This is a genomic window from Porifericola rhodea, from assembly GCF_030506305.1.
GTDB classification, from domain to species: Bacteria; Bacteroidota; Bacteroidia; order Cytophagales; family Cyclobacteriaceae; genus Catalinimonas; species Catalinimonas rhodea.
This window is the reverse complement of sequence record NZ_CP119421.1, coordinates 3,429,080-3,443,130: the sequence shown is the minus strand read 5'-3', so window position 1 is coordinate 3,443,130 and position 14,051 is coordinate 3,429,080. Positions and strand designations below refer to the sequence as shown.

Sequence of the window (14,051 nt, the reverse complement as noted above, 5' to 3'; positions counted from 1 at the left end):
GCTTTGCATTAACCCAGGTTAACGACACCCATTTTTCTTCGGATTCTGCTCAGAGCAACAGAAGTAATCCCCAAATAAGAGGCTATAAGATGCTGTTTGATACGCTGGTTCAGGCCCGGATAATTTTCTAAGAATATTCTGTAACGTTTTTCCGCATCAAAAAGCAAAAACTCACGCTCTCTACTTTCTTTTTTGATGAATGCTTTTTCAATTAGGGCCAATAGCAGGCTTTGCCAGCAGGGATGAGTTGACAGTATGCCTTGCCAATCCTGATACTTTACTACACTTATTGTGGCATCTTCCAGGGCTTCTATGCTAAAGTGAGAAGGCTTTTGCTGTATCATGGCACTATACGAGCTTAAGAAGCTATTTTCCGGAAAGAAACCTTTGGTAAATTCACTCCCCTTATCATCTACATAATAATACCTGAACAGTCCTTCATGTATAAAGGCAAACTTTCTGGGTATCTGACCTTCAGAGATAAAAAGCTCTCCTCTTTTTATGGGTTTAAGCTGGCTGATATTCAGCAAGCGATTTGCTTCTCCTTTAGGTATATCTGCCAACTTTCGGATTGCCTGAATAAGTTGCTCGGCCATAGAAATTCTCTGTTTAGCCAGCAGCAGATATGCCATTGGCCTGGGTAAGTATAAGAGGTTTGCCATCCTTTACTACTATAGTATGCTCGTGCTGAGCTACAAACCCGCCTCTGTTACCTTTGAGTGTCCAGCCGTCGGGCATCTCTCTGGCCCAGTTGGATCGGGTTGCAATAAAGGTTTCTACGGCTACTACCGTATCTTTCTTAAACCGCTCGCGGTTATGAGCATCATAGCAATTAAGTATTTCGTATGGTGCTTCATGTAAGCTGCGCCCTACCCCGTGCCCCGCCAGGTTTCTGATTACTTTGTAACCAGATTTTCTGGCTTCCAACTCTATTAGTCTGCCAATATCAGCAATACGTACTCCACTCTTAACTCTACTGATAGCCTTAAGCAAAATTTTTTGAGAAGCATTAACCAGTTTTGAGTGCTGGTGAATATCATTACCCAGCACGAAGGAACTTCCATTATCTGCCCAGTACCCATCTAACTCTGCCGATACATCTATATTTACCAGATCTCCATCTTTTAGCACTCTGGACGTAGAGGGTATTCCATGCGCTACCTCTTCGTTTATACTAATACATGTCCAGCCTGGAAAGCCATAGGTGAGCTTAGGGGCTGATTTTGCGCCAAACTCTTGCAAGAGCTTAGCTCCATACTCATCTAATTCGGCAGTATGCATACCTACTTTGGCATAAGCATGCATTTTTTTTAGAGTAAGCCCTACGGCACGACTTACTTTTTGCATTCCTGCTAACTCTGACTGAGAAGTGATAGACATAGGTTAATGTTTGTTAGTTAGAAGAATTACTGTTTTACCCGACTTTCGTAAAGCTCTATCCACTGCTGGGGCGTCATTTTTTGACAGAGCTCACCTATCAGTGCTAAGGGCAATTTATCCATTTTTTTAAATCGGATACAGCTCTTTCCCATATCCAGCTTTGCATCTGAATGCTTAGGATACTCACTGGTAAACCAGCTTAACATATCAGGATCAGCGTACAAGCCGGAATGATAGAGAGAAATGTAATTCTTCTGCGAGGCCAGGTTAACAAATGGCAGCGGTAATTTAGGGTCACAGTGATAGCCAGCAGGATAAATGCTATGAGGAACGACAAAGCCCAGCATTCCGTAGCTCATGGTTTCTTCAAAACCCTTGGGCAGATTGTCTTTAATGGCTTTTCTGAGAGCCTGCATAGGCTGCTTCCTTTCTTCAGGAAGGGAGTTCAGGTACTCTTGTGGGCTGTTGGCTTTGGATTGCACGCTTTGATCATTTGGTTTATTCAAAGATACAAAGCCAGTTACAAAAAAAGGCCTGTTTCAATAGAAACAAGCCTCAACTTAAAGGTTTACAATAACTGATTATTCTTCTGCACGGCGGCTCTCTTCGGACAGAGTACTAAACTGAGAAGGCTCTGACCACTCGCTCCAGTTTAAGTTCTGGTCGCGGTACCTTACCCTCCAGTAATAGGTCTGTCCGGCAGGCAGTCGGTGAACTTTTTCGTCGGTAAGGTCATCGTCTTTCTGTAAGTTTTGATATGAGTACCAGTCTTCGTACTGCTTCCAGCTATCAACTATTAATTTTTCAAAATCAGGAGTTTGGGACAGCTGCCAATGGCTCGCCCCATGTTTTGCATTGCTCAGGTCACTTTCAAATGCATCGGCTTTCAGTATTATTTCCGTAGACTTCAGCTGAGTATTTTTGGGCGATATACCCTCAGGAGTTTTAGGTTTTTTATCAAAGCGCCAAACGGTTACACTATCCCTGAGTTCATTCTCCCTATGAAGGTTTTCATTACCCCGACTAAACCTTTTTACTGTAAATTTCGGGTCTCCCTGGTTAGGGTCAACTTCTACCATTACAAAGCCGTATTCATCCTGAGTAACCGTAAACTCATCGTAGTTTCTCTGCGCAAACTCGCCCCAATAGTCAATATTGCCTCCGGCAGTTGCTACATTGATCCAGAGGTGTTTGTGGTCGCGCGACTGTCCACGAGAATACCCGTGAGTGTGCCCAAAAAAATGCAGGCTGGGCTTACCCGTTTCGGTACTAAAATTTTCTAGCTGCTCTACCACTTTGCCGGTAAAATCTTCTTCTCCATCCAGCCAAAGCTCAGATTTGTGAGGATGATGAAGCTGAGCAAATACGAAATCAATACTGTCGTTTTCCGCGGTTTTCTTCAGCACTTCTTTTAGCCAGTCTAGCTGAAAATGGTTGCGGTACCCTTCATTAGAGTCTAAGCCAATGATACGGATGTTACCATGATCTTTGTACCAGTAATGTTCATTGTAAGCAGGATGCCCATTTTTGGGTAAGCTAAAATATTTGAAAAAATAGATAGAATTGCGCTCATGATTACCCGGTACCGGATATACTGGCACTTGAGAGAATAGCTCTTTGGCAGGGTCAAAGAAGTGCTCCTTCCACTGATAGTAACGGGCCCCATCGGTTACCAAGTCTCCGGGGATCATTACCAGGCCCAGATTCTCAGGTACTGCTCCACCAAACTCCTTTTTAAGGTAGCTGAGCACTCCGTCCTGAATAATTTCTGCAAATTTATCGGGGTTGCCGCTGTCAATCTGCATATCGCTCATGGCTACCAACCTGAAGGCCTCTTGGTCTTTAGCAAAGGCAGGGGTTTTAAACTGGTAGATATCAGATACGGCTTTAGCCGTTCTTACCCTGTAATAATACATGCTTAGCCTTTCAAGACCTTTCAGTTCTACTTCGTGAATGCGAGAATCGGTATAATTTACCTCAAAAGCAGTTCCTTTCGTTTTTTTACCCAGCTTGGGCGTAGTACCCCATTCTACGATACTTTCTTCACCCTGGCTGGTTTCCCACATAATTTTGATGGAATTAGGCGTAGCATCTTGTAGGTATGGGCCTATTGTGATTTCAGTCTGATTATTTTGAGCTATCGCAGACAAGCTCATGCTCAGGAAGAACACCTGAACCAGAAAAACTTTAAAGTACATAGCGGTATAGGTAGTGTAGTGAAATGAAAAATTGCTTATAAGACAATATACTCAAGATTTGAGCATATACCTTAGGTCGCAAAAATCTGCAAACACCCGCAATATGCACAGCAAAGTATGTTAAGTATAGGTTATCTATACCTCTGAAAAAATAAACAAAGCTTTACTTTAAAAAAGGTCACAGGATTTTCTGAACCTCCTGCCAAATACTTTCGGCTACTTCTTCTTCTTCGCGATTTCCGTTGATGATATATATATTTTCATCATGCTTTACCTTTTCAAAGGCCTCAAAGTATTTGGCTTTTACGTTTTTTAGATTGTCTAGCGTTTCGTACATCTCTGTAGAGCTTCTACCTTTGTTTATACGCTCCATACTGGTTTCTGGATCTACATCTATATATATATTGAGATCCGGGCGAAGGAGATCGGCGGCCATGCTATTTGCGTTAATTACCCAATCCATAGACATATGAGCAGCATGGTAAGCATATGAAGAGAGGTAATAACGATCGCTTATTACGGTGTAGCCTTCTTCCAGTTTCTTGAGGATTCCATCCTCTTGGTTGGATAAGTGATGCAAACGGTCTGCTACAAAGAGTCCGGCTATTACTTTATGGTCAGCTTCCATTCTATGGCTAAAAATATCTCTGATCATTTTGCCGATGGGGCTATCTGTAGGCTCAAAAGTGGTATAGACCTTATGACCAGCCTGCTGAAGCTGCCGTGCGAGCAGTTGACTCTGTGTGCTTTTTCCGCTGCCATCTATTCCTTCCAGAGCAATGAATAAGTTCTTAGCCATGACTTGTAATTCAATTTTGTCCGATAAAAGAACAAAAGTACTTCAATACATTACAAAATCTGAGTTTCATGCAGATAAAAAAGGATACTGCCTCTAAAAACTCACCTTATTACCGCATGAACATCCTTGTTTTTAAGATGATTAAGTCTACGAACATTTTAAATTAGCTTGCAAATTTTCATTATGAAATGTTATTTATTCAATTTTAGCTCAAACAATTAGGGTTTGTTCACATTATCTTAGGTGAGTTAGCATTGTGAAATTTTTTATCTACACCATTTTTTATGTTAATAGTATCTATACCTAAAAGTGCCAGCACTTCTCTGCTTGATACATTTGGAAAACTACATGCATTACCCTCCCAGCAGCTTACCTTTAAACATTATGAAAAATCAGATTTATTTCCACTGCTAGGGAAGTACCACCCTGATGCAAAGCTACTTGGCTCATCTGAGTTACACGAGTTTGCTCTTGATGATAAGTTGTACAAACAGCATGTGCTACCTACGGCGGACAACCTTAGCCTTCTAAAAAATATTAAAAAAGTAGTACTGCTTAGAAACCCCTACGATATTGTTCTGGCTTACCGTAGGGCAGAACTGAAAAGTATTCATGGAAAGAAAAGTGAATTTGAAGGTAAAGTAACGGAAGGTGAGTGGCTGCAAGCCGCAGAAAATAATGGATTGTTAAATGAGCTGAAAGAATTTAATAACAAGTGGATTAAAGAAGCGGAAAAGAACAGTAACGTATTAATTATCCATTACCGAGAGCTTACTCAGGATACTCACAAAGTAATTAACAAAATGGAGGCATTTTACAACCTTCCCGTCACTACCAAAAAAATAGCACTGTCAAAAAAACGCTACTCTCGCCACTCTTTTCTCAAACAAGCCCATAGCAATTTGCGGGCTTACCTAATGGAGGTAGTAATCAGGTATCATGTTTATGAACGACTAAAAAGCTGGCAGGCATACTTAAGAAACCACGGAATTAGCTGGGTATAAGCTTTGTCAAGGTCTTTTTAAATAGAAAACCGGATTAGCTTGATTAGCCGATCCGGTTTAATAATATATAGCCGATTTACACAAGTTTTAGTATGTTATTAGTGCTAAGTTTATACATTACTCTCTACTACGTAAGGCTTTCTGTATTCGCGACTTAGCATTTTATCAGCTTCAGCATCCTTGACAAATTTTTCCTTTTGTCCGTTAAATTCCAGGTTTCTACCTAAACGATAAGAAATATTAGAAAGCAGAGGAAGCACAGTAGAGTAGTATCCCTCTTCAATGTCGCAGGTTAGGTCAGACTTATTTCCAGAACGTACTGCAGCAATAAAATTAGCATAATGCCCTCCACTACCAGGTGCAGCAAGATAATCTACCACTTTATCGGTCCCCTCTTCCTGACTGTCGGAGCTCGGTCCAGGTTCATTTTTAGGCCCCATGTAGGTTTTCCAGTTGCCTCCGTTAACCTCCATCCAACCTTCGGTACCGTAGAAGAGGTTTCCGATTTTTACACCCATAGGCGCTTCTCCTCCGGTAGGTAAGCCACGTACTTCAAACTGCAAAATTTTGCCGTCTGCATATTCCAAAGAAGCAGTTTGTGTATTTGCAGTCTCCTGGCTGCATTCTTCTTTTCCGAACTTATAATATCCTCCGGATGAAGAGATTTTAACGGGATGTTCATTTTTGTTCATCCCCCAACGAGCAACATCAAACTGGTGCGGTCCCTGGTTACCAATATCTCCGTTACCAGTATCCCAGTGCCAATGCCAGTTGTAATGCCCTTTCTTTTCGTTGTATGCGCGCTGAGGAGCAGGCCCTAACCAAAGGTCGTAATGTAGCCCCTGTGGCGGTTCACTATCAGCAGATATTCCGAATGAGTTTCTTGGTTTAAAGCATAAGCCCCTGGCCATGTATATCTCACCGATACCACCGTCGTGCAGAAACTGCATTGCTTTGCGTACATTGTCAATAGAACGGTTCTGGAAGCCCACCTGTACTATTCGGTTGTATTTGCGGGCAGCATCTATCATTTTCCTTCCTTCAAATACATTGTGTGAGCAGGGCTTTTCAACATATACGTCCTTACCAGCCTGCACTGCCCAGATGGTAGCCAGCGCATGCCAGTGATTAGGCGTAGCAATAGAAACGGCATCTATATCTTTGTCGTCAAATACTTTGCGCATGTCGTACTCTGTGCCTGGCTTTTTGCCCTGTATTTCTTTTACGGCTTCTACCCTCTCTGCCCATAGGTTTTCGTCTACATCGCAGATGGTTTTTACATACACATTTTCGGATTCGGCCATACTTGCCCAGCGTTTGAGATGCCCGAAACCCTGGCCTCTTACGCCTATTACCGACATATTAATCCGGTCATTGGCTCCTAAGATAGAATTGTAGCTTTTAGCGCTAGCCGTAAGCGCAGAAGCGCCCAATGTCAGTCCGGTAGTGCCTAAGGCTGCTTTTTTGATGAAAGTTCTTCGGTTGTCATTCATGATATTAGTAGTTATACAAACGATTGCATAACATAATTTGTAAATTATTTGCCAAAACTCAAAGCTACAGGCCTAAATTGGGTTTAACTGAACAAATACTGCTACTTGGCTATAGGGAAATTATACTATAAAAGGCAAATCAGTATATTAGGAAATAGACAAAGCAAACAAGATTTATACTGCCAGATAGATATCTACTTCACCCTGCTCAAAATTGGCAGCTCGCTCATCGTAAACCTCAAAGTCAGCGGTATATGCTCTATCTAGTTGCTTGTCTTCTTTCCATATAGTTTGCCAGCAGTTGGCGATGGCGTCAGGTAACTTGCCTCTGGCCGTAATTTTGCGGTAAGGACCGCCAGTAAATGTTTTAGCTACCATACCAGCAGGAACTTCCTCTAAGCTGCTAACCTGACAGCCGATGATAGATGTATACTCACCCTGATAGTCAGACTCATACTCAGTGTAGATTGAATAAACCGTATTGCTCCGTTTATTAGGAATCTTGTGAATAAGCTGATCTTTGTGAAAACGTTGCCACAACATTCCGATATCCTGACTGGATTTACCTCCCTGATTGGTGGTTCTGATGGTGATGCCAATAATTAGAAATGGCTTTACCTGAATGGGTTCGCTATTTTGAATAATACTCATGCTGAAAGTGTAAGGTATAGGGTTTATGTCTTACAAATTAAGAATTTACACCATACTGCACATTCAGATTTTCACTTAAAAATATTGAATATTCTCTAACAACCATATAAAACGAAAAAGCTGCTCCCAAGGGAAGCAGCTTTATTCAACGAGCCTAAAGACTCATGAAAACCTATATGTTAAACCTATTGTACCATATTACCGCTCTCGTCAAAGGCTAAAATGCCCGACTGAGAACCATCTGTAATCGTTAGCTCGTACTGAGTTTGCGAATCTACATCTACTTTATATACCTTAGATACATCCCACTCTCCGTACTGCGACTCCTCAAATGCAGTCTTTACATCCTCAGGGAGTTCTTCGTATTTAATCTCTTCACGGTCTGCCTTAGCGACTACTTCTATTTTATCGTTATTGCTTTCCATAAGCGGAAGTGCGTTAGCTCCAATTGTGGCAAATGAAAAAGTGGCCAAAGCTGCTGCTGCAATTATTCTACGTTTCATATCTTCAAAATTTTAGATTCAAAAAAATTTGTATTTGAAATACATTGAACCCTTTTGGAATAAACATGCCAGGAACCAAAAAACACATTTAACTATATGAATACCAATCAATTACCATAAAAAACAAAGGTCATTCTTTTTATAATCAGGTGTGTACTAATGCAATAAATACTGCTCAATCTGAGGTTTTATTCTACAATTACACGTTATTTAAACAGGCAGTATTCCCTGATAATCATTCAATGATGTTTATTCAAATATTCCACTTGGGTAGCCATCCAAACTTTCGGTATTTTTCTCCTTCCAATAGTCGTTAATTTTTGCATTGCCCTTTTTGTCTGCCCACACTCTGAGCGCTTCTCTTTCACCCTGGTAGTCCATAAAAGGTACTGCCATACCGCAAGAGCTTTGTACCAAGTCTATTTCAATATCAATAATTTGTCTACTTCCGGCATATTCAGGAAAAAGAGAGGCATACTGGCTCCACTCCTTATTGTAATTATGGTAAACCCGGGCGGTACCATAAAGCCTAAGTATTAGCGGTTTGCCCTCAAACGCACAAAACATTACAGTAATACGATTGCTAAACTTCAGATGGGTAGCAGTCTCGTTGCCACTGCCTGTCAGGTTTAGCCACATCACTCGTTTGGGGCTCAGTACTCTAAATGTATCCATCCCTTTTGGAGAAAGATTGACCTTACCTTCTGCCATGGCGGTAGCGACAAAAAATATTTTCTGCTCCTTAATAAAGCTCTGCAACTCAGGAGTAATCTGATCCATTTTTTTTCCCATAGTATATCTCGTCATTAGTTTGTCAACTCCATGAAGGTACTACTTTCCCTAATTTAAAAAGAGCAGAACGCTCATAATGATGCATTTCTATTAACTTCGTTGCTGGTCTGCCCGTTGTATTTTGAACCTGATGTATTAGGTTTGTCTGTTGCCATTGCTATTTTTTTGAACTATGAATCTTGACTACCGATATATTCTCCTCCTAGCCAGTATATTAATACTGCTCAGCATTCTGGCCAGTCGTTTCGCCGCCCGCCTCGGTGTGTCTTCACTGCTGGCTACCTTGTGTATAGGTATAGTTCTGGGTAACGGAGGTGTATACGATTTTAATTACGATTTTCCTGAGACTACGCTTCACATCAGTGAGGTAGCACTCTGTTTTATTATTTTTTCCGGAGGATTTAACTCCAACTGGAAAGGCCTGAGGCCAGTAGTTGGAAAAGGACTTTCTCTGGCCAGTATTGGTGTTCTATGTACAAGTCTGGTTATGGGCCTGGTGGTTTACCTTCTTTTTGACTGGCCCTTTCTGGCAGCTTTACTTCTGGGTGCCATTGTATCCTCAACAGATGCAGCCGCCGTGTTCTCTATACTGGAAAGTACAGGGCTTAAGCTTAAGTGCAATTTAGGGGAAATTTTAGAGCTTGAATCTGGCACAAATGACCCTATGGCTTATTTCCTGACGATCAGCTTTTCTTATTTGCTGGTACAACCTGAAGCCGGAATTTTACAGTTAGGTATGAGCTTTATTCTCTCCATGTCGGTCGGATTACTTACGGGGATTCTGGGTGGCAGACTGGCTAACTTTATGGTTTACAAAAGTAAACTGAAGAAAGGACAAACGCCTGTACTTCTGGTATCGCTTATTCTATTGCTTTATTCCATCAACTCACTACTGGGCGGAAGCCCCTTTCTCTCAGTATATGTAGCAGGGCTACTTATTAGCCAGTCTTTCTGGAAAAACAAGCCCATTAGCATTTTCTTTTTTGAAGGAGTGTCCTGGCTAATGGAAACTACCCTTTTCCTGATCCTGGGTTTGCAGGTTTACCTTTCTGAAATTATGAATGTATTCTGGGAAGGACTCTTGCTTTCTCTCGTACTTATTGTGCTGGCCCGCCCTACAGGAGTGTTTGTTTCCATGTCACTATTTAAAGATATGAACTGGCGACTAAAGACATTTTTATCATGGGTAGGGCTCAGGGGGGCTACGCCTATTGTTTTTGCTTTAGTACCTTTAGTAGATCAGGTACCGGTAGCCGAAGAGATTTTCAATATCTCATTCATTATAGTGATTACCTCTATTCTTGTACAGGGAACTACTGTAAGGCAGTTTGCGCAGCTGACCCGCTGTAATCAGAACAGCGTCTAGAAAGGGGCATAGCTACTACTGTCCATTCGTACGCCTTCTGTGGTAAAAGAGATACCTTGCTGAGAGGAAGTACCAATCATAACCGCCTGTATTATAGGCCTTAGATTGTCTTTACGGGCAGCCCAGTCTACGATAAAGTTAGCGCCTGCCCCACCTTCGTCTTCTTTATCTTCTATCACAAATTCAACTGAAGCCAGCGGACCTAATAGAATAGTCTGCTCAAGGTAAGTACGTTTTTTTTGTCCATAAGAGTCGTAATAATCTACACCGCTTACATAAAGTGAATCACACATACTAATATTTCTTACACTTAGTGTCGCTGTCAACAGAAAGCGTCGGTCGCCGCTACTATGATATATTTCTGAGTAGATCGGGACATATACCTTCTGATGAAAGGGTAAGGCGTTTGCATCTATATCCACATACTGATGACGCTGCTCAGGAAGCTGTGTTTTTTCTCTGCCTTGCTCCTCTCCAGATGTACAGGCTATAGCCATACATACTAAGAATGTTTGAAAAATCCGTACTAGCATACCTTAGTTACTTGTTCCCTTCAAAGGTAAAGAATATTCTGTCTTTATGGGTAAGTGCGCTTTTAAGTAAGGCTCATAAAAAATCCTCTGCCAGCAATACCGGCAAGAGGATTAAGTATCAGTCAGTAGTTTGGTTTTATTTTGTACTTGCGGTGGTATTGGCTTTCAGGCTGCTAAGGTACTCTACCAGGTCTACCAGTTCCTGCTGGCTCATGGCACGCTCCAGATTGTCAAACATTAGAGATTGCTCCATTTCTTCAATAGAAGCTATCTGTTCCATTTTGTAGGAATTGGTAAGCCCTCCGTACATTCGTAACTGCAACTCATCTTCAGACTTACTGAGGATATAGCCACTAACGGTACTACCATCGTTCAGCTTAAGCACATAGCCTTCGTACCCAAAACTAATACCTTCACTAGGGTTGAGTATAGATTTGTAAAGCGCGTCTTTTGGTAACTTATCTCCTATCTCAGAAAGGGCCGGACCATAATCTACTCCCTGCCCTTTAACTACATGGCAGTTCTGACAGGCACGGGCAAACACTGCCGCTCCGGAAGAAGCATCGCCTCCCATAGCTACCAGCTCTTTGATTGGGGGGAGTTCACCCTCCGAACTAGCGCCGGGAAGGTCTAGCAGGGCTGCGGCCTCTTCATAAATATGTCTGCGCGCCGAACGTGAGAGTACCAAAGCGGTAACAGAGTCCAGCTCTGCGTGTATATCTCCACTTTTGAGGGCATCCAAAAGTCTTTCCTCACCGCCCCAACTTCCTGCAAATGCCATAACAGCCTCTTCTCTAACGCTCAGAGGTTGCTCAGCGCCACGAATAACACCCAGAAGGATGCTGTGAGCTTCAGAATTGTTAACTCTTTTGAGCACACTAATTACAGACTGTTTCTCTCTTGTATTTCCTTTTTGTAAGAGGCTGGCTATTGCCTGTTCGCCGCCTAAATTTAGCAATAGCTTCGCTGACTCTGCCCCTATATTATCTTCTGCCTTGTCTATTGCCAAAGCCAGTAGTCTATCATTATAATCTTTCAGCTCGTAGCGACGGATAAGCTCAACATACTCCTGCGAACCCTCTATACTGGATAAAGACTGGCGAAGGGCCTTGTTCAATCGCGGAGAGCTTTTAACTGTTTCCGTAGCAATATGGCTGAGAGCCAGCATACTGATCTCTTGCTGATTGGGATGCTCCTGTACAGCCAGCCTGGCCAACACTTCTTCTTTTTTGAGGGCTATATGAAAATCAAAAGCCCTAAAATAACGGAGGCGATCGGTATAGGTGTTAGACTCTGAACTGTTGATTAGTTCTGCCAGAAATTCAATAGTTTCCGGGCTGCGCATTCTCCAGATAATATCTTTACCGGCTGCGGAGTTCCAGTCCTCCCCTACCTTCTCTAGCCAGGCAGCAAAGCGCTGCTCCGCATACAAATCGCCCCCTATACCTAAGGCTTCCAGATACCAACGGTCTTTACCATCATGCTTTATAGCTAGTTGTGCCCACAGTTCATCTGCTTTTTTGGAGTTTTGATAGCGAAGAGCCAAAGCAAGCTCTCTACGTACAGATACGGCTTCGTCATTCACCATTTGTTGTAGCACAGGCAAAATATCTATATTGAGCTGACGAGCCATTCGTATGCCTGCTATTCTGATGTCAGGCTTGTCGTCTTGCAAAGCCTCTTCTACATATCCCAAGCCCTTCTCGGGCAGCTTGGACAACAGCCATAACGCACGTGCGCGATAGCGCTCATTCTCAGATTCGGCCATTATTTTAAGAGCTTCTTCTGCTTTTAGCCCCCAATCATGCAACTGCTGCCAGGCCAGATAACGGCGAGAAAGATTGGGGTTCTTTAGTGCCTCTACTGCCTTTTCTGGTGTAGAAATATCCAGTACATCAGGTTGATAGGCTTTCTCTTTGCTACCTAATAGCTTTTGAAAGAAACCTTTGCTTTCTGCTTTGGGTGTAATACGGTAAATGCGTCCTTTATCCATATCTCCCATCTGGTGGCCTCCTACGCCGGGATCATACCAGTCTGCCACAAAGAGTGACCCATCGGGAGCCACACACACATCGGAAGGGCGAAACCACTGATCTTTACCCTTGATGATGTTATCTATCTGGGCAGTATAACCCGCTCCATTTTTCTCTACCGGATAGGCCCTCACCACATTTGGCCCGGCATCAGAATGAATCATCTGGTTATGGAAACGCTCGGGTAAGAGTTCTCCTTCATATACCAGAATTCCTGTAGGTGAGCCCGCCCCAGTCTGTAGCACATTGGGCACTACGCCCGGGTCATTCAGGTGCCAATGGCGCAGAGGAATATCATCATGCATACCTGTACGGTAAGTGCGCCAGTTTTCGCCTGTCATTTCATCTTTATAGCCATAGTTACCATATTCCATCACATAATTAATACGCACACCTTTGTTACCATCATCATCGTTGTCTGATTGCCACAAGGTACCAAAAGCATCTACTGCTACTTCGTAATTGTTACGGAAATTATGGCCCAGCACTTCTACATTACTGCCATCAGGATCGCAACGAAATACCATACCTTCACGATAAGGTTTACCTTCTGCGCTTACTGCAATGCCGCTCTGCTCTTTTACCGGATTACCATTTTTATCTAACAGTTGGGAGCCAGCGTTTCCAAAATTGAAGTAGAGTTTACCGTCGGGACCAAATACGAAGGCATGTATGGCATGGTCATGCTGCTCGCCTTCCAGACCACTAAAAAGTATTTCTTTTTGGTCGGCTTTATCATCACCATCTGTATCGCTTAGCAGCAAAACATGAGGGCTACAGGATACGATAGCCTTATTACCCATCACCCAGATGCCCAGAGCAGCATTTACATCATTTCCCTGATAAAAGACCTTGCTATTGTCTGCTTTGCCATCGCCATCGGTATCTTCCAGAATCAGGATACGGTCACCCTCTTCTTTGGTAGGATTGTTAGGATTAAGACGTGGACGATAGTTGTAACCTTCACAGACCCATACCCTACCCCTGGCGTCAATATCCATATTGGTAGGGTTGATCATCATAGGTTCAGAAGCAAAAAGAGTAGCCTGAAGGTCATCGGCAACTTCCAGGCCTGCCAAAGCATAAGTAGCTGACCTTTTTTCTTCATCGCTAAGGGCATCATAGTCTACAGCCACATTTTCTTCCGTTCCGTTACCACAGGCACTCAAACAGAGTAAAGCGGTAATATAGCCACCTAAAAAGCATCTTAGCATGCCCTTTTTTAGGCCTGCTGCCTGGTACAGTTTCATACGCATGAGTAGTTTAAAGTATTAGGTTGTTAGAATTCAAGATAACAAA

General features: G+C 42.6%; 13 protein-coding genes. 2 read left to right on the top strand and 11 right to left on the bottom strand.

Annotated elements, in window-relative coordinates; translation table 11 throughout:
• Nucleotides 1-8 precede the first annotated feature (8 nt).
• The 5 genes from PZB74_RS14155 to tmk form a co-directional block, all read right to left on the bottom strand.
• Nucleotides 9-632, bottom strand: a complete 624-nt coding sequence (locus PZB74_RS14155; RefSeq protein WP_302237094.1) for a Crp/Fnr family transcriptional regulator — start codon at nucleotides 630-632, stop codon at nucleotides 9-11.
• On the bottom strand, nucleotides 610-1,380 hold the full coding sequence (map, locus tag PZB74_RS14150) for a type I methionyl aminopeptidase (protein ID WP_302237092.1): 771 nt from the start codon (nucleotides 1,378-1,380) through the stop codon (nucleotides 610-612). The genes PZB74_RS14155 and map overlap by 23 nt, the downstream gene beginning before the upstream one ends.
• Before the next feature lie 26 nt (nucleotides 1,381-1,406).
• Nucleotides 1,407-1,862: a DUF1801 domain-containing protein gene (locus PZB74_RS14145; protein ID WP_302237091.1), complete on the bottom strand. Its 456-nt coding sequence runs from the start codon at nucleotides 1,860-1,862 to the stop codon at nucleotides 1,407-1,409.
• Nucleotides 1,863-1,961: 99 nt separating this feature from the next.
• Nucleotides 1,962-3,578, bottom strand: a complete 1,617-nt coding sequence (locus tag PZB74_RS14140; protein ID WP_302237089.1) for a purple acid phosphatase family protein — start codon at nucleotides 3,576-3,578, stop codon at nucleotides 1,962-1,964.
• Between the two features lie 178 nt (nucleotides 3,579-3,756).
• Complete coding sequence (gene tmk, locus PZB74_RS14135) at nucleotides 3,757-4,377, bottom strand: dTMP kinase (protein ID WP_302237087.1); 621 nt, start codon at nucleotides 4,375-4,377, stop codon at nucleotides 3,757-3,759.
• 284 nt (nucleotides 4,378-4,661) lie between these two features.
• Between tmk and PZB74_RS14130 the strand changes: the two genes are divergently transcribed.
• The gene (locus tag PZB74_RS14130) at nucleotides 4,662-5,381 is read left to right on the top strand and encodes a sulfotransferase domain-containing protein (protein ID WP_302237084.1); all 720 of its coding nucleotides are present in this window, start codon (nucleotides 4,662-4,664) and stop codon (nucleotides 5,379-5,381) included.
• Nucleotides 5,382-5,491: 110 nt separating this feature from the next.
• On the opposite strand, the gene PZB74_RS14125 is transcribed toward PZB74_RS14130, so the two are convergent.
• The 4 genes from PZB74_RS14125 to PZB74_RS14110 form a co-directional block, all read right to left on the bottom strand.
• Nucleotides 5,492-6,874, bottom strand: coding sequence for a Gfo/Idh/MocA family protein (locus PZB74_RS14125; RefSeq protein WP_302237082.1), 1,383 nt, complete (start codon nucleotides 6,872-6,874; stop codon nucleotides 5,492-5,494).
• A gap of 174 nt (nucleotides 6,875-7,048) precedes the next feature.
• Nucleotides 7,049-7,525 carry a GyrI-like domain-containing protein gene (locus tag PZB74_RS14120; RefSeq protein WP_302237081.1) on the bottom strand — a complete coding sequence of 159 codons (477 nt, stop codon included), beginning with the start codon at nucleotides 7,523-7,525 and terminating at the stop codon, nucleotides 7,049-7,051.
• Between the two features lie 185 nt (nucleotides 7,526-7,710).
• The gene (locus PZB74_RS14115; protein WP_302237079.1) at nucleotides 7,711-8,028 is read right to left on the bottom strand and encodes a hypothetical protein; all 318 of its coding nucleotides are present in this window, start codon (nucleotides 8,026-8,028) and stop codon (nucleotides 7,711-7,713) included.
• A 249-nt stretch (nucleotides 8,029-8,277) separates the two neighbouring features.
• Nucleotides 8,278-8,835 (bottom strand): pyridoxamine 5'-phosphate oxidase family protein, encoded by a 558-nt coding sequence (locus tag PZB74_RS14110; protein ID WP_302237078.1) that lies wholly within the window; start codon nucleotides 8,833-8,835, stop codon nucleotides 8,278-8,280.
• A 157-nt stretch (nucleotides 8,836-8,992) separates the two neighbouring features.
• Between PZB74_RS14110 and PZB74_RS14105 the strand changes: the two genes are divergently transcribed.
• The gene (locus PZB74_RS14105) at nucleotides 8,993-10,186 is read left to right on the top strand and encodes a potassium/proton antiporter (protein WP_302237077.1); all 1,194 of its coding nucleotides are present in this window, start codon (nucleotides 8,993-8,995) and stop codon (nucleotides 10,184-10,186) included.
• On the opposite strand, the gene PZB74_RS14100 is transcribed toward PZB74_RS14105, so the two are convergent.
• Both PZB74_RS14100 and PZB74_RS14095 read right to left on the bottom strand, forming a co-directional pair.
• On the bottom strand, nucleotides 10,183-10,683 hold the full coding sequence (locus tag PZB74_RS14100; RefSeq protein ID WP_302237074.1) for a DUF3124 domain-containing protein: 501 nt from the start codon (nucleotides 10,681-10,683) through the stop codon (nucleotides 10,183-10,185). The two genes, PZB74_RS14105 and PZB74_RS14100, sit on opposite strands and share 4 nt — an antisense overlap.
• A gap of 172 nt (nucleotides 10,684-10,855) precedes the next feature.
• The gene (locus PZB74_RS14095; RefSeq protein WP_302237072.1) at nucleotides 10,856-14,002 is read right to left on the bottom strand and encodes a PVC-type heme-binding CxxCH protein; all 3,147 of its coding nucleotides are present in this window, start codon (nucleotides 14,000-14,002) and stop codon (nucleotides 10,856-10,858) included.
• Nucleotides 14,003-14,051: the final 49 nt, after the last annotated feature.

Bases quoted from the DNA above. Each gene is read 5' to 3' on its own strand.
- PZB74_RS14155 (WP_302237094.1), bottom strand. From the start codon at position 632: ATGGCATATCTGCTGCTGGCTAAACAGAGAATTTCTATGGCCGAGCAA.
- map (WP_302237092.1), bottom strand. From the start codon at position 1,380: ATGTCTATCACTTCTCAGTCAGAGTTAGCAGGAATGCAAAAAGTAAGT.
- tmk (WP_302237087.1), bottom strand. From the start codon at position 4,377: ATGGCTAAGAACTTATTCATTGCTCTGGAAGGAATAGATGGCAGCGGA.
- PZB74_RS14110 (WP_302237078.1), bottom strand. From the start codon at position 8,835: ATGACGAGATATACTATGGGAAAAAAAATGGATCAGATTACTCCTGAG.
- PZB74_RS14130 (WP_302237084.1), top strand. From the start codon at position 4,662: ATGTTAATAGTATCTATACCTAAAAGTGCCAGCACTTCTCTGCTTGAT.
- PZB74_RS14100 (WP_302237074.1), bottom strand. From the start codon at position 10,683: ATGGCTATAGCCTGTACATCTGGAGAGGAGCAAGGCAGAGAAAAAACA.
- PZB74_RS14115 (WP_302237079.1), bottom strand. From the start codon at position 8,028: ATGAAACGTAGAATAATTGCAGCAGCAGCTTTGGCCACTTTTTCATTT.
- PZB74_RS14105 (WP_302237077.1), top strand. From the start codon at position 8,993: ATGAATCTTGACTACCGATATATTCTCCTCCTAGCCAGTATATTAATA.
- PZB74_RS14120 (WP_302237081.1), bottom strand. From the start codon at position 7,525: ATGAGTATTATTCAAAATAGCGAACCCATTCAGGTAAAGCCATTTCTA.
- PZB74_RS14095 (WP_302237072.1), bottom strand. From the start codon at position 14,002: ATGAAACTGTACCAGGCAGCAGGCCTAAAAAAGGGCATGCTAAGATGC.
- PZB74_RS14140 (WP_302237089.1), bottom strand. From the start codon at position 3,578: ATGTACTTTAAAGTTTTTCTGGTTCAGGTGTTCTTCCTGAGCATGAGC.
- PZB74_RS14125 (WP_302237082.1), bottom strand. From the start codon at position 6,874: ATGAATGACAACCGAAGAACTTTCATCAAAAAAGCAGCCTTAGGCACT.